We start from the raw sequence: 20,031 nt of genomic DNA, 5'->3' as shown, positions 1-20,031 counted from the left end.
ATGCGGGCTCACTGCTTCGGGGCCGTCTTCGAATCGAACTTCCGAAAACCGGCTTCCCTTTTCGGGTCAGGCCGCCGATCAATCGTCCGCGACGACCGTGCAGCGGCCGCCGCCCCTCAGAATATCGCCGAAACCACCTTTTTCGTGGATCGAATAGACGATTATCGGAATGTTGTTTTCGCGCGCAAGTGCAATCGCAGCGGTATCCATGATGGAAAGGCCGCGATTTATGACTTCGCCATGGCTGATGCGCTCGAAACGCGTCGCATTCGGGTCCTTCTTCGGGTCCGCCGAGTAGACGCCGTCGACCTGAGTGCCCTTGAACAGCGCGTCGGCGCCGATTTCAGCGGCGCGAAGGGCTGCGGCCGAATCAGTGGTGAAGAATGGATTGCCGGTGCCGCCGGCAAAGATCACCACCTTGCCCTGGTTCATGTAGGCGGTCGCCTGGCGCTGCGAAAAGCTCTCGCAAAGTTCGGGCATGGCGATCGCCGAAAGCACCACGGCGTCGACGCCGATCTTGTTCAACGACGTGCGCAGCGCCAGCGAGTTGATCACCGTGGCAAGCATGCCCATGTGGTCGCCGGTGACACGGTCGCCGCCCTTGGAGGCAACGGCCACGCCGCGAAAGATGTTGCCGCCGCCGATGACGACGCCGACCTCGATGCCCAATGCACGCGCCTCGGCGATGTCGCCGGCGATGCGATCCACTACTGAAACGTCGATGCCGAAATGCTGCTCGCCCATCAGTGCTTCGCCCGACGCTTTCAGCAAGACACGTCGGTAGAGGGGCTTCACCGTCATCTGGGCCTCTTCATTTGCATGTGGCGCGTTCCGGGTGGCTGCTCTGGCGCAGGCGCGCCATCCGAAACAATGGCGTTCCGATACACGAAGGGCGCCGCGATGTCACGCGGCGCCCAAACGGCAAATTGCCGGTTTCCTGCCCATTGATCAATTGGTGGACACGCTGGCCGACTCTCCTTCGATAAGCACCGGTGACACGTAGTTGGGGGGCTTGTCGCCGGTTGTCGCGCCGCCGGTAACGCGCGCCTGTATCTGCGAACCGAAATAGGAATAGGGAAACGGCGCTGGAGTTCTGCTGGCTCTCTCCAGCCGGTCGCGATGCGCTTTCGGAATCTCGAAATCCAGCGCGCCAAGATTGTCACGCATTTGGCTGAGCGTCGTCGCACCGAGGATGACGGTTGCGATCCCCGGCTGCGTGGCCACCCAGTTGAGCGCGACCTGAGGCATGCTGCGGCCGACCTCGGATGCGACCTTCTCGAGTTCGGCCACGATAGCCCAGTTGCGTTGCGTGAACTTTTGGAAACCCGGATGCGTCGAGTTGCGAAATCCGTCGAGGCGGCCGTTTCCGGTCTGGGCCGGTCGATACTTGCCGCTCAGCAAACCGCCGGCCAGCGGGCTCCACACCATGATGCCGGCGCCATGGCGCGTGCCGAATGGCACGAACTCGTTCTCGATCGCGCGTTCGGCCAGCGAATATTCGAGCTGTAGCGCCGAAACCGGCTCATATCCTCGCAATTCGGCGATCGCCTGTGCGCGGCCCGCATACCAGGCGGGCACATCGGAAAGGCCGACATGGCGCACCTTGCCCATCCGGACCAGGTCGTCCAGCGTGCGCATGACCTCTTCAGCCGGGGTCAGCCTGTCCCAGACATGCATGAGATAGAGATCGATATAGTCGGTCCCCAACCGTTTCAGCGAAGCATCGACGGCCCGCATGATGTTCTTGCGGCCGTTGCCGCCAGCATTCGGATTGCCGGGCTGCATGTTCATGGTGAACTTGCTGGCTATCACCGCCGTGTCGCGCAGCCCGCGCTCGGCGATGAATTCACCAAGCCAGGCTTCGGCCGTGCCATCTGTGTAGAGATCCGCCGTGTCGAACACATTGCCGCCCGCCTCGACATAGGCGTCGAAAATCGCCCGCGCCGTATCCCTGTCGGCTCCCCAGCCCCATTCCTTGCCGAAAGTCATCGTGCCCAGTGCCAGTCGGCTGACCCTAAGGCCGCTGTTGCCAAGAGTGTAGTAGGTCATGGTCATGATCGTCTTCCAATGCTTGGTGATAGATACCCCGCGCGTCACTGGCCCGGAGTGTTCTTGACCCAGGGATTGCCGCGCTCGTGTGTCATGTGGAACGCGAAGCCATCGACCTTCCAGCCATCCGCAAAACGCGTCAGGTGATGCTCATAGGTGCCCCAGACCTCCCAAAGCGGGTCGCCATTGCCTTCCATCCGGTTCCAAGCATAGCCGTTCGACAGGACAGTCGCCGTGTCCGCCTTGAGAGCGACCTGGTGATTGGTGCGCAGATGCAGGCTTGTCTTGCTGCCCTTGAGGTTGGCCGCCCAAGCGCCAACCAGATCGTCGGAAGCGATGTTGGCCGCCGGCTGTCCGGAGAGACTGCTGAAGTCGGCGGTGATCCGATCCGCAAAATAGCCGCGTGCAAGTTTCCAGTCCTGGGCGTCAACGGCCCGGTCGATGGCATCGGCAATGCGAATGACCGCGCGTTCGTCTGCAAGGGCCCGCCAGTCTGATGGCTCCGCCCCACCGGCATCCATCGGCGCCAACGCCATGCCTGCCGTGAAAGTTACGTGCTTTAACGTGTTCATGTCTCGTCTCCTCAGTGCCATCAGCCGATCGCCGATGAGTTGGCGACAATGTGGACCACCGCCTTGGCATCGATAAGGTTGCATTGTTCGCAAAGACCATGCGATATCATTCATGAATGGATCGCGATCTGCTCAGCCATCTTCCGGTCGTGGTCGCCGTTGCCCGGCGTGGCGGCTTCGCGCTTGCCGCCGCCGAACTCGGCATGAGCCCTTCGGCGGTCAGCCATGCGGTGCGCATTGTCGAAGAGCGGATCGGCCAGCCCTTGTTCGCCCGCACGACGCGCAGCGTTTCGCTCACCGAGGCCGGCAAGGCGCTGGTGGAAACGGCGGCTCCGGCCCTCCAGGATATTGCCGAGCGGATGGACCGCATCCGCAGCGTCAAAGGCAGGCCGTCTGGCCTGCTCAGGATCAACGCCTCCAACATAGCGATACCATTGGCGGTGACGCCGGTGGTCGCGGCGATGGCCGAGCGCTATCCGGAGGTTACGGTCGAGGTCTTCGCTGACCAGGGTCTGGTTGATATCGTCGGCGAAGGCTTCGATGCCGGCGTCCGGCTTGGCGAGATGATCGCTCAGGACATGGTTGCGGTCCGGCTGACGCCGCCATTCTCCGTCGTCATCGTCGCCTCGCCCGCCTATATCGGAAGGCACGGCCGTCCCGGCGGCGTTGCCGACCTGGCGAACCACAATTGTATCGGCTACCGGCTCGTCCGCTCCGGTGCGCTCTATCGCTGGGATTTGATCGAGGATGGCAAGGACATCGCCATGGAGACGCGGGGCAGCGTTGTCGTGACGGATTCGCTCGCAGCAATCGATCTTGCGCTTGCAGGCGTCGGGCTTGCCTATGTGTTCGAGCCGCTGGCGCGCGCCGATCTTGCCGCGGGCCGCCTCGTCCAGGTGCTGCCGCAGACGGCGATCGAGGAACCGGGGCTATTCCTCTATTTCCCTCGCCGGGCGGCGATGGCGCCGAAGCTCAGGGCCTTTATCGACACCGCACAAGAAATCGGCCGGGCCTCCTTGCGGACACCCGGCCGAGTTGCCTGAGTTCGTGAGCCCTGGAAAGGGCTATTTCTTGACCGCTGCAGCGACTTCCGCGGCGAAATCGGTCTCTTCCTTCTCGATGCCCTCGCCCAGCGCAAAGCGCAGGTAGGCGGTGATCTTGGCCGGCGCACCAATCTCCTTCTCGGCATCCTTCAGCGCCTTCTCGACAGTGATGTCGGGATTGAGCACGAAGGCCTGCTTCAGGAGCACGACTTCCTCGTAGAACTTGCGCAGACGGCCCTCGACCATCTTCTCGATGATCGCTTCCGGCTTGCCGGACTGGCGCGCCTGGTCGGAGAAGATCGCCTTCTCGCGTTCGACCGCGGCCGGATCGATCTGCTCTGCCGTCAGCGCCAGAGGGTTGGTGGCGGCAACATGCATCGCCACCTGGCGGCCAAAGGCGTTGGCGGCATGCTCATTGCCCGTGGTCTCGATCGCGACCAGCACGCCGAGTTTGCCAAGGCCGTCGGCAACCGCGTTGTGAACGTAGGTAGCGACAGCGCCGTGCGGAACGGTGAGCTTGGCCGAGCGGCGGAAGCCCATGTTTTCGCCGATGGTGCCGACAGCGTCCTTGATGGTGTCGGCAACCGACTTGTCGGACCCCGGATACTTTGCGGCGGCCACAGCCTCCGTCGTGCCATAGGCCAGCGCAACCTTGGCAACGTTGGCGACGATTTCCTGAAACGCGGCGTTGCGGGCCACGAAGTCGGTCTCGGAATTGACTTCCACGACGGCAGCTTCGCGCACGCCATTGTCGACGCCGATCAGACCTTCAGCCGCGGTGCGGCCAGCCTTCTTGTCGGCCTTGGAGATACCCTTCTTGCGCAGCCAGTCGACGGCCTCTTCCATGTTGCCGTTGGTCTCGGTCAACGCGGCCTTGCAATCCATCATGCCCGCGCCGGTCAAGTCGCGGAGTTCTTTGACCTGTGCAGCCGAAATGCTCATTGTCGCCTCTTTGTTTTAAATGCACCGACGCACCATCGGTATTCGATGGTGCGTCTGTTTAGCGTGCCAGAATATGAGAAAGATGAAGGCCGCAACCGGCCTTCGATTATCAAGCTTCGGGAGCTTCCGACGCCGGGGCCGGAGCCGGGTCGAGCGCGGGTTCGACCGGAGCTTCGACCGAAGCGCCGATGTCGACGCCGAGCGCGCCCTGCTGGCGGGCGATGCCGTCGATCGCAGCCTTGGCGATCAGGTCGCAATAGAGCTGGATGGCACGGGCCGCGTCGTCATTGCCGGGGATCGGGAAGTCGATCTTGTCCGGATCGCAGTTCGAATCGATGATGGCGACGACCGGGATGCCGAGGCGCTTGGCCTCGAGGATGGCGATCGCTTCCTTGTTGGTGTCGATCACGAACATCAGGTCGGGCGTCGAGCCCATGTCCTTGATGCCGCCCAGCGCCTTGTCGAGCTTCTCGCGCTCGCGGTCGAGGTTGAGGCGTTCCTTCTTGGTCAACCCTTGCGCTTCGCCGGCCAGCATCTCGTCGAGCTTGCGCAGGCGCTGGATCGAGTTCGAGATCGTCTTCCAGTTGGTCAGCATGCCGCCGAGCCAACGCGAGTTGACATAATACTGAGCCGAACGCTGTGCCGCATCGGCGACGATGTCGGAGGCCTGGCGCTTGGTGCCGACGAACAGCACGCGGCCACCTTTGGCAACGGTGTCGGAAACCTGCTTCAGCGCCTGGTGCAGCAAAGGCACCGTCTGCGACAGGTCGATGATGTGGATGTTGTTGCGGGCGCCATAGATGTAGGGCGCCATCTTCGGGTTCCAGCGGTGGGTCTGGTGGCCGAAGTGAATGCCAGCTTCTAAAAGCTGGCGCATGCTGAAATCAGGCAGTGCCATTCAAAGTTCCTTTCCGGTTAGCCTCCACGGACACAGGCATTTTTGGACTTTGTCCTCGAACGCCACCGGAGGTTTCAGCCGGATTTCTCCCGGGCAGACACCAAAGTCCGTGTGTGGAATGAGCGCGCATATAGAGGGGATGCGCGATAAACGCAAGCGCCGCAGGATCCGTGGTGTTGCGTGCGACGATCCGCGCCCTGCTGTCAGCGCTTGACCTTGCCGTTCGGCACCCGCACCCGCCGGAAGACCGCGACGATCTCCTCGCGGCTGCATTCGATAGCGCCGAGCCGCACCGCACGATCACGCTCGAAGCCCGTTATGTCATAATGCGGCGCCGAAGTCTTGGGCGGTCCCTGGTACGATGAACGCTTGACGCCGAGCCGGGCGGCAAAGCGATGCAACTCGTCGGTGTCGTCGGCCAACAGATGGCACCAGCGATGGCCGGCCCAGTTCCAGATCGCTGCGTCGACATAGACTGCCATGAGGCTTGCCGTATTCCTTCATCTTGCGCCGACAGGCACTCGTCTAGCGATGATAGAAGGGATTCGGATAGAAAATGAAGCCGCCGCCGGCCTCGACTTCAGCCACGGTGCTGGTCATTGTGTCCTGCATGCGACGATGCAACTCGGCAACCGCATCGTCGATCGAGCCGGCATACTCATGCAGGCCCAGCGCCTCCGGCGCCCGGATATGGGCGCAACGCGGTCCGGCCGGCTGCGGAATGAACCGGTTGATCGTGTCACGCAGTCCGCCCCGGCAATAGTCGTTGCGGACCCGCTTCAGATGTTCGGCGATCTCTTCCAGGCTGATGCGCGGGTTGGCCGCGGCCCAGGGCCCGACGCGTTGCAGCCTCTGAATCGTGTCGGCGAGCGCGCGGACCTGCTTTCGGCCTTCCGCATCGCCACTGTTTTCGCGCTGCCAACGACGCGCCCGCCGCAGAAGTTCGGTTGCGTCGGTGACATCAGTGTCGGGCGAGATGCTTTCGCCGAGTCGGCGGCCGAGTTCAGCAACCAATGCCTGCTGACGCTCGGTATAGGTTGCGCCTTCGTCGGATGGCATGCCCGATGCTGCTTCATCGCGGGCCAGCAGCGTCGAATAGACATGGTGGATGCGCTGCGGCAGCGTGTCGGTCGCAAGGCGTTCTATTTTCAGGCTTTTCTCGACATAGGCGCATTCCTTCGCCAGCGCCGCTTCGACATTCCCGGTGAAGGCCAGCTTCCAGACGACTGGCGCGATCCAGACCTTGAAATCCGGATCCGTGGCCCGGCCGCGCTTGAGGGCCTCGAGCCCCATCTCGACGGCACCCGGCAGCAAAGGCGCAACGATGTTGGCATGCCAGCCAACGCCGCCTTCGGGATGCAGCAGCACGCCATGGCCTTTCAAGGCCCAGGCGACGGAGTGTTCCTTGGCTGCCCCGCTGTTGCCCGGAATCTGGGCGATCAGATTGTTGGCCAGCCAGAACTTCTGCATCAGCCGGCCAAGGCCGTTGACGACACCATTGGTTGCCCATGAGGCCGTGAGCGGGCTGACCTGCGACACAATCTCCTTGTCGATCATCCAGTCGGTGAAGAACTCGGGATGATTGGGCGTGATGAAGGTCGCCTTCCCTGCCCCGCAACTGGCCTTCAGCCGCTCAAGATCGGCGTCGGGAAAGTCGATATGGCGGACATTGGCGACGCCGCGAAGACCGGCCAGGCGATTGAACGGCAACAGATCCCGAAATCCGGGAATGCCGCGCAGCATGACGATCCGGTTGACGGATGTCATGGCCCTGATCAGTGCCGGGTTGGGCCGCGGCGCGACGAATGTATCGATCCTGCTCAAGCTGATCCCCCTCGCGCCTGGACGCTGGGAGAGGTTGAGAGACGATTGCGGCACGTTCAAGTCGATCGCAACGACCACGCCGTGTCGTGGTAAATCAACTGCCTAGACCGGCACTATTTGGCGGGGCAGGGTTTCGTCTGGTCGAACAGCGACAGGTTGACCAGCTTGCCGGTCATCGAGAAGTCGCCATAGTCCATGACGAGATCGCGGGTGATGCCGTTCTCATGCAGCTTGAAGCTGATACGGTATTCCGGCACCTCTTCGCCCGTCTTGTTGGTGTCGTCGAAATAGGCGATGTCGACCGGCCAGTATTTGTCCGTGGCGAGCTTTGCCAGTGCCGAAGCTTCCGGGTCGGCCTTGTCGGCATCGGTTTTCTTGCCGACCACGACAGTGGTGGTCATCACCTTGTTGGCGTCTTCGGAACCGTCGAACAGGTTCGTTTCGTAAAAATTCTCGCCTTTTTCGGCCTTGCCGATCAGCTCGACCAGGTGCTGGGTCGGAAATTGGGTTGTCGCCAGCTCGACGCTGTTCTTTTCAGGCTTGTCGATGTCGACCTTCAGGCCCTTGGTCTCTTTCGTGGCGATGCCCTTGACCTCCTTGTCGAGGTTCTGGTCGACGAAGGATTTTGTCACGAACGAAAAAGTCTTGCCTTCGGCGTCCTCGAAAGTGGTCGTCTGCTGGTCGGTCAACCTGGTGTTGTCGGCGGTGACGATCTGGGTGACGAAGCGGAATTTCACCGTATAGCCTTCGCAGGCCGAGCCATTGAACTCATAGACCATGCGGCCGGATATGCCCGTGATGCCGGACTGATCGGAAGCCTTTTTCAGGGTAAGATCGTAGACGGCGCGGTGGGCTTGCAGCGCCGGCGCGGCAAAGGCAGGGCCTATCGAGAGGGCTCCCGACAACAGGACGGCATGGAATGCGAGGCGCGTTGCGCGCATGAGGTACTCCGATCGTCGCGACTGATGGCAGGCCGCAGGGAAAGATGGTCCAGCTTAAAAAAAGTCGTGGCGGAAGCGAGGCAAAAATAGCAATTTCGGCCCGGCCGGCGCGGCGTCACCAAGCAATAGGGAAATACCATGAGTGAAACAATCGAAAAGCGGCTAAGCGATCTGGGTGTGACGCTTCCCGTCGCCGCCGCGCCCGCCGCCAACTACGTGCCCTATTGCCGGACCGGCAATCTGCTGTTCACCGCCGGGCAATTGCCGCTCAAGGACGGCAAGCTGCAGGCGAGCGGGCTGTTAGGTCGCGATCTGGATACGGCAGGCGGCAAGGACGCGGCAAAATACTGCGCGATCAACATCCTGGCACAGGCCAAGGCAGCACTCGGCGACCTCGAGAAGATTAGCCGTCTGGTGAAGATCACCGTTTTCGTCGCCTCGGCACCTGAGTTCGTCGAGCAGCATCTGGTTGCCAACGGCGCCTCCGATTTCCTGGTGGCGGCCCTTGGCGAACGTGGCAAGCATGCGCGCTCCGCCGTCGGCACCGCCTGCCTGCCGCTTAATGCCGCAGTGGAAATCGAAGCCGTCTTCGAAATCGAATGAGCCAGGGGACAGATATGACCGACCTATCCTGGCTGACCGCCCGGCCCGTCGCCCATCGCGGCTTCCACGACATGAACAAGACGCGCTGGGAAAACACGCTGTCGGCCTTCGCCGCGGCCGCCGAGCGCGGCTATGCCATCGAATGCGACGTGCACCTGTCGTCCGACCGTGTTCCCGTCATCATCCATGACGGCGATCTCAAGCGCCTGACCGGCCAGGATGGTTTCGTCTGGCAGCGTACCGCAGCTGAACTCGCGGCGCTCAGGGTCGGTGGCACGGCGGACCATGTGCCGACGCTGCAGGAAGCGCTCGACCTGGTGAACGGCCGCGTGCCATTGGTGGTCGAGTTGAAAGGCACGCCCGGCTATGACGAAGGCCTGGTGGCAAGCGTCGGCAAGATGCTCAAGCGCTACAAGGGCAAAGCGGCGATCATGTCGTTCGACCACTGGCTGGTCCGCGATTTTCCGAAGGACGCGCCGGGTATCCCAGGGGGGCTCACCGCCTACGGCAAGGACGTCGGGTTGATCGAGGCGCATTTCGCCATGCTGGCGCATGAGATCGCCTTCACCTCCTACGCCGCCGGCGACCTGCCGAACCCATTTGTCAGCTTCGTGCGTGAAAGGCTGAAAATGCCTGTTATCACCTGGACGGTGCATGACCAGCCGGCGGTCGACCTGACCTTCAGATATGCCGACCAGATGACGTTCGAAGGGTTCGAACCCGATCTGGTCAAAGTCGCCTGAGTGTCTGAAACGTGACTTGTACCAGGCCGGACGGAGCTTAAATAAGCCTCATGGATCAGGGCGACGAGGGTGACGGACAAACGGCCAATGCGGACTATTCGATCCGCGTCGCCGCCGGCATCGGCGCCTTCACCTGTGATGAATGGAACGGCTTTGCCGGAACTGCGCGCGGAGATTCAGAAACCAGTTACAATCCTTTGGTTTCCTTCGCTTTTCTAAGTGCGCTCGAAGATTCTGGATGCGCCGTGCGGCGTACCGGCTGGCAGGGCCATCACCTCAGGCTGGAGGACGGGCAAGGCAGATTGCTGGGCGCGGTGCCCTGTTATCTCAAATCGCACAGCCAGGGCGAATATGTGTTCGATCATGGCTGGTCGGATGCCTTCGAGCGCGCCGGCGGCCGTTACTATCCCAAACTGCAAAGTGCCGTGCCGTTCTCCCCGGTCACCGGCCCTCGCCTGCTGGTCAGCAAAGGCGAGGACAGCGCCAAAGTGAAGGCCGGTCTCGCGGCGGGCCTGAAGGCAGTGACGCAAAAACTCGGCGTCTCTTCCGCGCATGTCACCTTCGCGCAAGAGAGCGATGTGGAGGTGCTGGAAGCGGCCGGTTTCCTGCACCGCACCGACCAGCAATTCCATTTCTTCAACGAAGGCTTTTCGACCTATGACGACTTCCTCGCCACCCTTGCCTCGCGCAAGCGAAAGGCGATGAAGAAGGAAAGGCGTGAAGCGCTTGCCCCAGGCATTTCGATCGACCGGCTGACCGGCAAGGACCTCACGGAGAAGGCCTGGGACGATTTCTTCGCCTTCTACATGGACACCGGCAGCCGCAAATGGGGTCGGCCCTATCTCAACCGTCAATTCTTCTCGTTGATCGGCGAACGCATGGCCGACGACATCCTGCTGGTGATGGCCAGGCGCAATGGGCGCTATATCGCCGGCGCCATCAATTTCATCGGCTCCGACGCACTCTATGGCCGCAACTGGGGCTGCATCGAGGACCACCCTTTCCTGCATTTCGAGGTCTGCTATCACCAGGCGATCGACTTCTCCATCGAACGCAAGCTGAAGGTTGTCGAGGCAGGCGCGCAGGGCGAGCACAAGCTGGCGCGCGGCTACCGGCCGGTGACCATGCATTCCGCGCACTACATTGCACACCCAGGCCTGCGCAATGCCGTCGCCGACTACCTCCGGCGCGAACGGCAGGAGGTGGAGCGGATGAGCGAATATCTGGAAGAGCACACCCCGTTCCGCAAGGATCTGGAGGAGTAGCAACAGGGCTGCCTTGACGAGCAGGGCCGACTTCGTCCGATCGTCTTGCCGATTTTCCACCGTTTCGCTACACGAAAGGCACAATCCGGAGCGTTCACCATGACAGAGGCCGCCTACGATACCGACAACATCTTCGCCAAGATCCTGCGCGGCGAAATTCCTTCGCACCGCGTCTACGAGGACGAAGCGGTGATCGCCTTCATGGATGTGATGCCGCAGGGGCCAGGCCATACGCTGGTGGTGCCGAAGGCGCCATCGCGCAACCTGCTCGACGCCGACCCGTCAATTTTCGGCCATCTCTTGAACGTCGTTCAGAAAGTGGCGCTGGCGGTGAAAAAGGCCTTTGGCGCCGACGGCGTCACCATCATGCAGTTCAATGAGCCGGCATCGGGGCAAACCGTCTATCATCTGCATGTACATGTCATTCCGCGCTTCGACGGCATCCCGCTGAAGTCGCACACGGGAGGAATGGAGAAGCCGGAGGTGCTGACCGAAAATGCCGAAAAGATCCGGACTGCGCTCAAAAATTGAGAGCGAGAGGTCAGCCGATGTGGCGGACCGGGTAGCGCCGTTTAGCCGAGAAGACGATTCTAGTGCCCGGCCGTGCCGGCGCCGGGACTCAACCGTTTGCAACTCTAATCGTCTGATTAGGAAATATTGAACCGTCTCACGGTAAAACAGTAACGGCGTGGCGAGCTGTGGGGCTTCAAAACCATGGAAGATTCGGTTGCGGCATCGGCCCCGCTGACGGGGGCAATTTTCGGACGTGCTTTTCTTGGTATCTTGGCGGATGCCTTTTGGCGACACCGGCTGCTGCACGCTATGGCTGCCGCTGCGCTGCTTCTGGCAAGCGCAGTCGGGTGGCACACTGGAAACATGCCGGATTTCGGCGTTCTGGAGGAATACGCCGAGTATCTTTTCATCGCCTTCTGGATTTGCGGCTCAGCCCTTGCACTTGGGACGCTTTTCCACCTTGCGCTGGTCCAGCGGGATACCGAACCGCTGCACACCTTCCTCAAGTCACTGGGTAGATTCTTTGGCGATGCCGAACGCATTGCCAACAGCCTGAATGGCCTGGGTGCAGGTCTTGCCTTCATATCCGCGATCGGTGTGTTGAAGGGAGCCATTGCAATCCTCTCTCCGTTTGCATGGGACAAAGCATTGGCTCACGCCGATCGCATCCTGCATTTCGGTCGAGCCCCGCACGAATGGTTGTGGTTTGTCGTCCAGTCGCCGCTTGCGTTGAAGATCATCAACATCGCGTACAATTTCTGGTTCGTCGTGCTCATCACCACGGTTTTCACCGTGTGCATCACACGCAAGGATACGAAGCTGCGTCACCAGTTCCTGATGAGCTTCATGACGATGTGGACGCTGGGTGGCTTCTTCCTCGCGATGGGCCTGTCGTCGGCTGGCCCTTGCTTTTACGAGCGATTGGGGTTCGGCAACGACTTTCACCCCCTCATGCAAGCACTTGCCGTTGCCGATCGCGTCTATCCGATCTGGGCGCTCAGCACGCAGGATATGCTGTGGAGTGGCTATACCGGCGCAACTACCGGCAGCGTCGGTATATCCGCCTTCCCATCCCTGCACGTTGCGATGGCGGTGCTGTTCGCCCTCTACGCAACACGGCGGTCTCGGCTGGCCGGTCTTGTGATGTGGTTATTCGCCGGCGTCATTATGGTCGGTTCCGTCGTACTTGGCTGGCACTATGCCGTGGATGGCTATGCGGGTGCATTCCTGATGATCGCGATCTGGAAGGCGTGCGGATATTTGGTGACACGTTTCGCGTCGGACCGCATGGCCGCTGAAATCGAGAGCTCCACCATGCAATCGCCGGCCGTATGCGGGCTGTAAATTCGCCGATCTGGACGAACCCGCCTGCGGCGGCCATGCCGGTCAAAACGGCTCAAGGGCCGCGCTGGATGGGTTGAATAGTTTCTGAAACGCTGTTGGATACGGTGCTAAGCTGCTCTGCGATCGTATCCGCGCATTGCCCAGGGCTGAGGAGCGAGGTGTCGACTTCCAGATCGTACACGCCTGGGCGGTGGACTTCTTCTTGCCACAGACGCACGGGCAGCGGGACGGGATCATCGGGCGAGCCGGTTACATATCCCTTGTCTGCCGCGCTGGCCGCACGCCTTTCCATGATGATTTCCAGCGGGCAGCGAACACCGACAAACAGCACCGGCAGACCTACAAGCCGGCGAGCGCAATCGGCCAGGATGTGGAGCGGTTTCGAATAGGCATCGTGATGGCCGACATCCGCAACGACATTCAGCTCCAACCGGCTATGAGCGGCTATCGATTCGTAGAGCGCGGCGTATAATCCGGGCACGAGGCCCTCAAGGTCCGGACGCTCGCCGCCAGGCCGCAATCCCAGGCCGATAGCGTGCCGGCGTGGCCTGCTCGTAGACGTCGACGCCGAGATTGAGCCAGACGCCGTCGAAGCTCTCCTGAATAGCCCTCGCGATGCTTGATTTTCCCGATCGCGGCGCGCCGTTCAGGATAATGATCTGCCCGGCCATGCGTCCTCCCGCTCCAATGAAAAAAGCCCCGTTTTGAACTGACCCCCCGAAAGTTGGACACAACCTTCGGGGGTTTTGCATGTCCAAATACAGCGAGAGTTTCAAGCGCTCGGTTGTCGATAGCTATTTAGGCGGGGATGAGAGCTGCGCGAGTGCGGCGTCGATGCATGGCGTTGATGCGGCCACTGTTCGCAAGTGGGTTGCGTTGTACCAGGCGCATGGCGATGCCGGGCTATCTGGTAAGTACGGTCGTTACGACGCGGCGTTCAGGCTGTCGGTGCTTGAGCGAATGTGGGAGGAAGGTCTGTCGTATCGGCAGACGGCTGCATTGTTCAATATCCGCAATGCCAGTTGCCTGACGGGCTGGGAGAAGCGCTATCATGCGGGCGGGATAGAGGCGCTCGGCCCACGTCCCAGAGGACGACCCATGTCAAAGCCGCCGTCCCCCGCAGTGCCTGTTGCAGCCAGTGACGAGGCCAAAAGCCGCGAAGAACTGCTGGCTGAGCTGAAGCATCTGCGGATGGAGAACGACTACCTAAAAAAACTAGAGGCCTTAACGCAGGGACATGCGCTCAAAAAGCGCAAGCCGTCCAGGCGTTAAGGCCGTTGCATTCGCTTGAGGGGCTGCTCGAGCTGGCGAAGCTTGCGCGCAGCACGTTCTATTACAGACAGAAAGCAGCGAAGCGCTCGGACCGCCATGCGGCGCTGAAGGCGGCGATCAAGGCCATCTTCGACAGCCACAAGGGTCGCTACGGCTATCGCCGGGTGACTGCGCAACTGCACCGGTTGGGCCGGCGCGTCAACCACAAGACCGTCCAGAGCCTGATGGCCGGGATGGGATTGAAGTCGCTGGTCAGGCCGAAGAAGTATCGCTCCTACAGGGGCGAGGCTGGGCGGACCGCTCCCGATCTGTTGCAGCGCAAGTTCGGCGCCGACCGCGCCAACCGCAAATGGGTGACCGACGTGACGGAGTTCAGCCTGGCCGGCGACAAGCTCTATCTGTCCCCGGTCATGGATCTCTACAATGGCGAGATCGTCGCGTTCGAGACGGCGCGGCGGCCACGCTTCAAAATGGTGGACAATATGCTGACCAAAGCCCTCGCCCGGCTTGGTGAGAACGAAAGGCCGATCCTGCATTCCGATCAGGGATGGCAGTATCAGATGTCGGCATTCCAACGCAGGCTGGAAGCCAGAGGCCTCCAACAGAGCATGTCACGCAAAGGCAATTGCCTCGACAACGCCCCAATGGAGAGCTTCTTTGCCATCCTCAAATCCGAGCTCTTCCATCCCGGAACCTTCGACACCGTTCAAAGCCTGGACGACGCCATCACGGACTACATCGACTATTACAACCACCGCCGCATCAAACTGAAACTGAAAGGGCTGGCCCCTGTGCAATACAGGAACCAGCCCTTAAACCTACCAACTCAATGAACCGTCCAACTTTATGGGGTCAGTTCATTTCCGGGGCTTTTTTCGACTTTCGTCAAGGTCAGTTCTTTCGGGGCAGTTGCGGCACGAGGCTGCGCTTGCCGCCGTCCTTGCCCTTGGCTTCGGGCTTCTGCGCCACCAGCTTCTTGGCCGCGGGCTTTTTCGTCACGGCCTTTCTGGGCTTCGTTGTTTCTTCCGGCTCTTCCTTCTTCGGCTTCACCGGCGCCTCGTCGGCGAGTGATTCGAGCTTCAGGCCGGTCTCGCCGGTTTCCTTCTTCTCGACGGTGACACGCACCGTGCCGCCCTTCTTGAGCTTGCCGAACAGCACCTCGTCGGCCAACGGCTTTTTGATGTGCTCCTGGATCACACGGCCGAGCGGCCGCGCTCCCATGCGCTCATCATAGCCCTTGTCGGCGAGCCAGGCGATCGCATCCGCCGACAGGTCGAAGGTGACGCCACGCTCGGAAAGCTGGGCCTCGAGCTGCATGACGAACTTCTGCACCACCTGATGAATGACCGGCACCGGCAACGAGCCGAACGGGATGATCGCATCGAGACGGTTGCGGAATTCCGGCGTGAACAGCCGGTTGATCGCCTCGACATCGTCGCCTTCGCGCTTGGTCGAGCCGAAGCCGATCGCCGCGCGCTGCGCATCCGACGCGCCCGCATTGGTGGTCATGATCAGGATCACATTGCGGAAGTCGATCTGCTTGCCATTGTGGTCGGTCAGCTTGCCATGGTCCATAACCTGCAACAGGATGTTGAACAGGTCCGGATGCGCCTTCTCGACCTCATCGAGCAACAGCACGCAATGCGGATGCTGGTCGACGCCGTCCGTCAGAAGACCGCCCTGGTCGAAGCCGACATAGCCGGGAGGAGCGCCGATCAGCCGCGAGACGGTGTGGCGTTCCATATATTCCGACATGTCGAAGCGGATCAGCTCGACGCCGAGCGACGCGGCCAACTGCTTGGCCACTTCGGTCTTGCCGACGCCGGTCGGGCCGGAGAACAGGTAGGAGCCGATCGGCTTCTCCGGTTCGCGCAGGCCGGCACGCGCCAGCTTGATCGCCGAGGTCAACGCGGTGATCGCGGTGTCCTGGCCATAAACGACGCGCTTCAGCTCGATATCGAGACCCTGCAGCACCTTCTCGTCATCGGCCGAAACCGTCTTCGGCGGGATGCGGGCCATGGTGGCGATCGTCGCCTCGATCTCCTTGATGCCGATCGTCTTCTTGCGCTTGGCTTCCGGAACCAGCATCTGCGAGGCGCCGGTCTCGTCGATCACGTCGATCGCCTTGTCCGGCAGCTTGCGGTCGTTGATGTAACGTGCCGACAGCTCCACCGAGGCCTTGATCGCCTCGTTGGTGAACTTCACCTTGTGGAACTCCTCATAATAGGGCTTGAGGCCCTTCATGATCTCGATGGCGTCCGCGATGGTCGGTTCGTTGACGTCGATCTTCTGGAAGCGCCGCACCAAAGCACGGTCCTTCTCGAAGAACTGGCGGAATTCCTTGTAGGTGGTCGAGCCGATGCAGCGGATCGCACCCGATGACAGCGCCGGCTTCAACAGGTTGGACGCATCCATGGCGCCGCCTGAAGTAGCCCCTGCGCCGATGACCGTATGGATCTCGTCGATGAACAGCACGGCACCGGGATAGTCCTCGAGTTCCTTGACGACCTGCTTCAGCCGTTCCTCGAAATCGCCGCGATAGCGCGTGCCGGCGAGCAGCGTGCCCATGTCGAGCGCGAAGATGGTGGCGTTGTGCAGCACTTCGGGAACGTCGCCCTCGACGATGCGCTTGGCCAGACCCTCGGCGATCGCCGTCTTGCCGACGCCGGGATCACCGACATAGAGCGGGTTGTTCTTCGAGCGGCGGCACAGCACCTGAATGGTGCGGTTGATCTCGGACTCGCGGCCGATCAGCGGGTCGATCTTGCCGGCCTTGGCCTTGTTGTTGAGATTGACGCAATAAGCCGTCAGCGCATCCTGCTGCTGCTTCTTCTTGCCGCCTTCCTCTTGTGGCTCGGCGCCGTTCTGGCCGCCCTGCTCGTCATCGGCACCGCGCGGCGAGCGTGTCTCCGATGCGCCCGGACGCTTGGCAATGCCGTGCGAGATGTAGTTGACCGCGTCGTAGCGGGTCATCTGCTGTTCCTGCAGGAAATAGGCGGCATGGCTCTCGCGCTCGGCGAAGATGGCGACGAGGACGTTAGCGCCCGAAACCTCCTCGCGGCCAGACGACTGCACATGGATCACCGCGCGCTGGATGACGCGCTGGAAACCGGCGGTCGGCTTGGAGTCCTCGTCGTAACCGGTGACGAGGTTGTCGAGCTCGGTGTCGATATAGGTGAGAACCGTGTGCTTGAGCTCATCGAGATCGACATTGCAGGCGCGCATGACGGCGGCCGCCTCGGTGTCGTCGATGAGCGCGAGCAGCAGATGTTCTAGGGTTGCATATTCATGGTGCCGCTCATTGGCGAGCGTCAGCGCCTGGTGAAGCGCCTTTTCCAGGCCTTGGGAGAAAGCCGGCATGTTACCTCACTTCTTCTCCATCACGCATTGCAGCGGATGCTGATTCTGTCGGGCGAAATCCATGACCTGGGACACTTTGGTCTCGGCCACCTCGAATGTATAGACCCCGCACTCGCCCACTCCATGATTGTGAACATGAAGCATGATGCGTGTGGCGGCTTCGCGATCCTTCTGGAAAAAACGCTCCAGCACGTGAACCACGAACTCCATCGGAGTGTAGTCGTCGTTGAGGATGAGGACCCGATAAAGGCTGGGCTTCTTGGTCTTGGTTTTGGTGCGCGTGATGACGGCCGTCCCACGGCCGGCCCCATTGCCGTTACCGTCGCCGTCTTGCATCCGCACCACTCGTCTCGTGGCAGTCAAACCGATCGTCACGTATTCCTGCCTCTTTCGATTCCCCATGCGAGTTCGACATGTAGGTGTTCGATGTACGATTTTAAGCCCTTCTGGTTAGCTGACAATATGGCTAGGTCACCAAACTTGGACGATTTTCGCAATCGTGAAGGGGCGCGAGGCTCTGGAACGGAAATTGACACGAAAAAGCCGGGCCGCGTTTCCGTGGCCGGGCTTTTTCTCGGGTTCAAAGGCTGAATCTGGGGTCACGTCAGGCGAAATCAGTTCGCCCGGGCAAAATTACTTTGCCTTGGCAACGATCGATTCGAATGGCTTGTAAGCTTCCTTGGCGAGTTCGGCATAGAGATCGCCGATCTTGGTGGCCTCGGCGACGAACGCCTCATAGGACTGCTTGGCGTAATCCGACTGGATCTCGATCGCCTTTTCCAGCGACTTGGCTGAAAACAGCTTCTCCACCGTGGCGCTGCCGGTTTCAAAACTCTTCTTGGTGTATTCACCAGCTTCGGTGGCAATCGCCTGCGCGCCCTTGGACAGCGACGCAAAGCTCTTCAATCCGGTGTCGGCGAACTCTTTGCCGTATTTGCTGAAGTCCTCATAGGTCTGGGTCATTTCACGATTCCCTTGACGGTTGAAGCGTCCTTCTTCGGGGCGCCCTTGTGCAATGCAAGATAATATATTGTGCACCGCACAAAAGTCAAGATTTCGCGGGCTTGCGGACCCGCCTGCGCAGCCAATGGCTAAAAATCGAATAAAGAGAGCCACAAGCCCGAAGAAAATGGTGAACGCGGCGGTTACCATAAACGGATTGGTAACGCTGCGCCGGTAGCTTGGCCGGAAGCGAGGCAGGACCCTTTGCCGCCTCCAACGCAACGAAGAAATCCAAGGGAAGTACCAGTGCGTAAGGCGTTGTTGGGCATCGTTTCCAAATCTACCTCCCCTCTCAAAACGATGATGATCATCGCCCTGGCGATGACATTCGTTTTTGGCGACGTTGCCTCGTCGCTGGCGGCCAGGCAGGCGGCCATCGTCGTGGATGCCAAGACCGGCAAAGTGCTCTACTCCGCCGACGCCAACGGCAGGCGCTATCCGGCTTCGCTGACCAAGATGATGACGCTGTATCTGACCTTCGAAGCGATGGCGAAGGGCAAGATCAGCAGGAACACGCCAGTGGTGTTTTCCGCCAAGGCCTCCGCCGAGGCGCCGACGAAACTTGGCGTGAAGCCGGGCGGTTCCGTCACGGTCGAGACCGCGATCCTGTCGATCGTCACCAAGTCGGCGAATGACTCGGCCACCGCGCTCGGCGAAATGCTCGGCGGCAATGAAACCACTTTTGCCCGCATGATGACCGCCAAGGCGCGTGCGCTGGGGATGAACGGCACCGTGTTCCGCAACGCCAATGGCCTGCCCGACCCCGGCCAGTTCACCACCGCGCGCGACATGGCGACGCTCGGCATCGCGCTGCGCGAGCATTTTCCCCAGTATTACGGCTATTTCTCGCAGCGCTCCTTTCTCTATGGGCGCCAGCGCATCAACGGCCACAACCGTCTGCTTGGACGCATCAAGGGCGTCGACGGCATCAAGACTGGCTACACCCGCGCCTCCGGCTTCAACCTCGTCTCATCGGTTTCCGATGGCAATCGCCGCATCGTCGGCGTGGTCATGGGCGGCACCTCGGGCGGCAGCCGCGACAATCAGATGGCCAGCTTGATCAACACCTATCTGCCGAGGGCGTCGACTCGCGGTGGTGGCGATCTGGTCGCCAAGGCCGGTGGCAACAACCCGATCACCGCCCTTGCCAAGGTTCTCCTGCCCAAGCATGACGCTCCGACACCGGACGACAAGCCTGTCATAGCGCAGGACGATGTCACCGTTGCCGAGGACGCCACGGTCGCGGAAGACGATACCGCGCAGGCCGGAGAAGCAGCCCCCGTCGTCAAGACCAGAAAGGTCAAGACCGTCATCGTTTCAGCCCCCCAAGTCGCGACGGCCCAGGTTGTAGCGGCCTATGCCGAGCCGACGCCGGCGGCTGTCGACCCGGTCAACACCGCGTCGGTGCCTTCGGGTTGGGCCATTCAGGTCGCCTCGTCGCCCAAGCAGTCCGAGGCCCAGGCCTTTCTCGACAAGACCACCAAGCAGGCGCCCAAGGTGCTGGCGGACGCTTCCGGTTTCACTGTCGCCTTCGACAAGGATGGCGTCACCTACTACCGCGCCCGCTTCGGTGGCTTCGGTTCGAAGACCGCCGCCTGGAAGGCCTGTACCGCTTTGAAGAAGAAGAACATCGAGTGCTACGCCGTCCAGCAGTAGGACG

General features: G+C 61.2%; 19 protein-coding genes and 1 pseudogene. 8 read left to right on the top strand and 12 right to left on the bottom strand.

Going from position 1 to position 20,031, the window contains the following annotated elements; all coding sequences use genetic code 11:
- Positions 1 to 78 precede the first annotated feature (78 nt).
- From pyrH to NKI21_RS12695, 3 genes are all read right to left on the bottom strand, one after another.
- Positions 79 to 801 carry a UMP kinase gene (gene pyrH / locus NKI21_RS12705; protein WP_013531760.1) on the bottom strand — a complete coding sequence of 241 codons (723 nt, stop codon included), beginning with the start codon at positions 799 to 801 and terminating at the stop codon, positions 79 to 81.
- 147 nt (positions 802 to 948) lie between these two features.
- Positions 949 to 2,055 (bottom strand): aldo/keto reductase, encoded by a 1,107-nt coding sequence (locus tag NKI21_RS12700; RefSeq protein ID WP_352442394.1) that lies wholly within the window; start codon positions 2,053 to 2,055, stop codon positions 949 to 951.
- Between the two features lie 38 nt (positions 2,056 to 2,093).
- Positions 2,094 to 2,621, bottom strand: a complete 528-nt coding sequence (locus NKI21_RS12695) for a nuclear transport factor 2 family protein (RefSeq protein WP_128303617.1) — start codon at positions 2,619 to 2,621, stop codon at positions 2,094 to 2,096.
- 116 nt (positions 2,622 to 2,737) lie between these two features.
- On the opposite strand from NKI21_RS12695, the gene NKI21_RS12690 reads away from it, so the two are divergent.
- Positions 2,738 to 3,664 (top strand): LysR family transcriptional regulator, encoded by a 927-nt coding sequence (locus NKI21_RS12690; protein WP_127295546.1) that lies wholly within the window; start codon positions 2,738 to 2,740, stop codon positions 3,662 to 3,664.
- 21 nt (positions 3,665 to 3,685) lie between these two features.
- On the opposite strand, the gene tsf is transcribed toward NKI21_RS12690, so the two are convergent.
- The 5 genes from tsf to NKI21_RS12665 all read right to left on the bottom strand — a co-directional run bounded on the left by tsf (position 3,686) and on the right by NKI21_RS12665 (position 8,269).
- Positions 3,686 to 4,606, bottom strand: coding sequence for a translation elongation factor Ts (gene tsf, locus NKI21_RS12685; RefSeq protein ID WP_023812936.1), 921 nt, complete (start codon positions 4,604 to 4,606; stop codon positions 3,686 to 3,688).
- Between the two features lie 109 nt (positions 4,607 to 4,715).
- Entirely contained in the window at positions 4,716 to 5,504 is a 789-nt protein-coding gene (rpsB, locus tag NKI21_RS12680; RefSeq protein WP_023812937.1) for a 30S ribosomal protein S2, read from the bottom strand.
- A gap of 203 nt (positions 5,505 to 5,707) precedes the next feature.
- A complete protein-coding gene (locus NKI21_RS12675; RefSeq protein WP_023812938.1) occupies positions 5,708 to 5,986 on the bottom strand; it encodes a DUF4031 domain-containing protein in 279 nt (92 codons plus the stop codon).
- A gap of 43 nt (positions 5,987 to 6,029) precedes the next feature.
- Positions 6,030 to 7,328, bottom strand: coding sequence for a lysophospholipid acyltransferase family protein (locus tag NKI21_RS12670; RefSeq protein WP_352865798.1), 1,299 nt, complete (start codon positions 7,326 to 7,328; stop codon positions 6,030 to 6,032).
- A 113-nt stretch (positions 7,329 to 7,441) separates the two neighbouring features.
- Positions 7,442 to 8,269, bottom strand: coding sequence for a cell envelope integrity EipB family protein (locus tag NKI21_RS12665; RefSeq protein ID WP_023812940.1), 828 nt, complete (start codon positions 8,267 to 8,269; stop codon positions 7,442 to 7,444).
- A gap of 138 nt (positions 8,270 to 8,407) precedes the next feature.
- On the opposite strand from NKI21_RS12665, the gene NKI21_RS12660 reads away from it, so the two are divergent.
- From NKI21_RS12660 to NKI21_RS12640, 5 genes are all read left to right on the top strand, one after another.
- Positions 8,408 to 8,872, top strand: coding sequence for a RidA family protein (locus tag NKI21_RS12660; protein WP_023812941.1), 465 nt, complete (start codon positions 8,408 to 8,410; stop codon positions 8,870 to 8,872).
- Between the two features lie 14 nt (positions 8,873 to 8,886).
- Positions 8,887 to 9,615, top strand: coding sequence for a glycerophosphodiester phosphodiesterase (locus NKI21_RS12655; RefSeq protein ID WP_023812942.1), 729 nt, complete (start codon positions 8,887 to 8,889; stop codon positions 9,613 to 9,615).
- A gap of 50 nt (positions 9,616 to 9,665) precedes the next feature.
- Entirely contained in the window at positions 9,666 to 10,880 is a 1,215-nt protein-coding gene (locus NKI21_RS12650; RefSeq protein ID WP_352865795.1) for a GNAT family N-acetyltransferase, read from the top strand.
- A gap of 99 nt (positions 10,881 to 10,979) precedes the next feature.
- The gene (locus tag NKI21_RS12645; protein WP_352865792.1) at positions 10,980 to 11,411 is read left to right on the top strand and encodes an HIT family protein; all 432 of its coding nucleotides are present in this window, start codon (positions 10,980 to 10,982) and stop codon (positions 11,409 to 11,411) included.
- A 183-nt stretch (positions 11,412 to 11,594) separates the two neighbouring features.
- Entirely contained in the window at positions 11,595 to 12,737 is a 1,143-nt protein-coding gene (locus NKI21_RS12640) for a phosphatase PAP2 family protein (protein ID WP_352612296.1), read from the top strand.
- A 52-nt stretch (positions 12,738 to 12,789) separates the two neighbouring features.
- Here NKI21_RS12640 and NKI21_RS12635 read toward each other — a convergent pair.
- Positions 12,790 to 13,408, bottom strand: a pseudogene (locus NKI21_RS12635) (chloramphenicol phosphotransferase CPT family protein).
- A gap of 79 nt (positions 13,409 to 13,487) precedes the next feature.
- Between NKI21_RS12635 and NKI21_RS12630 the strand changes: the two are divergent.
- Positions 13,488 to 14,842 (top strand): IS3 family transposase gene (locus tag NKI21_RS12630; RefSeq protein ID WP_502895240.1). Its coding sequence is split into 2 segments (ribosomal slippage): positions 13,488 to 13,953 and positions 13,953 to 14,842, totalling 1,356 coding nucleotides; the frame shifts between segments, so codons are not numbered across the junction.
- A 58-nt stretch (positions 14,843 to 14,900) separates the two neighbouring features.
- Here the strand turns inward: NKI21_RS12630 and clpA are convergent.
- From clpA to NKI21_RS12615, 3 genes are all read right to left on the bottom strand, one after another.
- A complete protein-coding gene (gene clpA / locus NKI21_RS12625; RefSeq protein ID WP_023812949.1) occupies positions 14,901 to 17,369 on the bottom strand; it encodes an ATP-dependent Clp protease ATP-binding subunit ClpA in 2,469 nt (822 codons plus the stop codon).
- Between the two features lie 6 nt (positions 17,370 to 17,375).
- Positions 17,376 to 17,705 carry an ATP-dependent Clp protease adapter ClpS gene (gene clpS, locus NKI21_RS12620; RefSeq protein WP_023812950.1) on the bottom strand — a complete coding sequence of 110 codons (330 nt, stop codon included), beginning with the start codon at positions 17,703 to 17,705 and terminating at the stop codon, positions 17,376 to 17,378.
- Between the two features lie 297 nt (positions 17,706 to 18,002).
- Positions 18,003 to 18,332, bottom strand: a complete 330-nt coding sequence (locus tag NKI21_RS12615) for a phasin family protein (RefSeq protein WP_013531776.1) — start codon at positions 18,330 to 18,332, stop codon at positions 18,003 to 18,005.
- A 285-nt stretch (positions 18,333 to 18,617) separates the two neighbouring features.
- On the opposite strand from NKI21_RS12615, the gene NKI21_RS12610 reads away from it, so the two are divergent.
- Positions 18,618 to 20,027, top strand: coding sequence for a D-alanyl-D-alanine carboxypeptidase (locus NKI21_RS12610; RefSeq protein ID WP_023812951.1), 1,410 nt, complete (start codon positions 18,618 to 18,620; stop codon positions 20,025 to 20,027).
- Positions 20,028 to 20,031: the final 4 nt, after the last annotated feature.

This window comes from Mesorhizobium sp. M0715, assembly GCF_040320355.1.
Taxonomy (GTDB): domain Bacteria; phylum Pseudomonadota; class Alphaproteobacteria; order Rhizobiales; family Rhizobiaceae; genus Mesorhizobium.
Note: the sequence above shows the minus strand (reverse complement) of the source record. Positions and strands in the feature narration are given on the sequence as shown.

Bases quoted from the DNA above. Each gene is read 5' to 3' on its own strand.
- NKI21_RS12665 (WP_023812940.1), bottom strand. From the start codon at position 8,269: ATGCGCGCAACGCGCCTCGCATTCCATGCCGTCCTGTTGTCGGGAGCC.
- tsf (WP_023812936.1), bottom strand. From the start codon at position 4,606: ATGAGCATTTCGGCTGCACAGGTCAAAGAACTCCGCGACTTGACCGGC.
- NKI21_RS12690 (WP_127295546.1), top strand. From the start codon at position 2,738: ATGGATCGCGATCTGCTCAGCCATCTTCCGGTCGTGGTCGCCGTTGCC.
- clpA (WP_023812949.1), bottom strand. From the start codon at position 17,369: ATGCCGGCTTTCTCCCAAGGCCTGGAAAAGGCGCTTCACCAGGCGCTG.
- NKI21_RS12655 (WP_023812942.1), top strand. From the start codon at position 8,887: ATGACCGACCTATCCTGGCTGACCGCCCGGCCCGTCGCCCATCGCGGC.
- NKI21_RS12645 (WP_352865792.1), top strand. From the start codon at position 10,980: ATGACAGAGGCCGCCTACGATACCGACAACATCTTCGCCAAGATCCTG.
- pyrH (WP_013531760.1), bottom strand. From the start codon at position 801: ATGACGGTGAAGCCCCTCTACCGACGTGTCTTGCTGAAAGCGTCGGGC.
- NKI21_RS12615 (WP_013531776.1), bottom strand. From the start codon at position 18,332: ATGACCCAGACCTATGAGGACTTCAGCAAATACGGCAAAGAGTTCGCC.
- NKI21_RS12640 (WP_352612296.1), top strand. From the start codon at position 11,595: ATGGAAGATTCGGTTGCGGCATCGGCCCCGCTGACGGGGGCAATTTTC.
- NKI21_RS12695 (WP_128303617.1), bottom strand. From the start codon at position 2,621: ATGAACACGTTAAAGCACGTAACTTTCACGGCAGGCATGGCGTTGGCG.
- clpS (WP_023812950.1), bottom strand. From the start codon at position 17,705: ATGCAAGACGGCGACGGTAACGGCAATGGGGCCGGCCGTGGGACGGCC.
- NKI21_RS12650 (WP_352865795.1), top strand. From the start codon at position 9,666: ATGGATCAGGGCGACGAGGGTGACGGACAAACGGCCAATGCGGACTAT.
- NKI21_RS12700 (WP_352442394.1), bottom strand. From the start codon at position 2,055: ATGACCATGACCTACTACACTCTTGGCAACAGCGGCCTTAGGGTCAGC.
- rpsB (WP_023812937.1), bottom strand. From the start codon at position 5,504: ATGGCACTGCCTGATTTCAGCATGCGCCAGCTTTTAGAAGCTGGCATT.
- NKI21_RS12660 (WP_023812941.1), top strand. From the start codon at position 8,408: ATGAGTGAAACAATCGAAAAGCGGCTAAGCGATCTGGGTGTGACGCTT.
- NKI21_RS12675 (WP_023812938.1), bottom strand. From the start codon at position 5,986: ATGGCAGTCTATGTCGACGCAGCGATCTGGAACTGGGCCGGCCATCGC.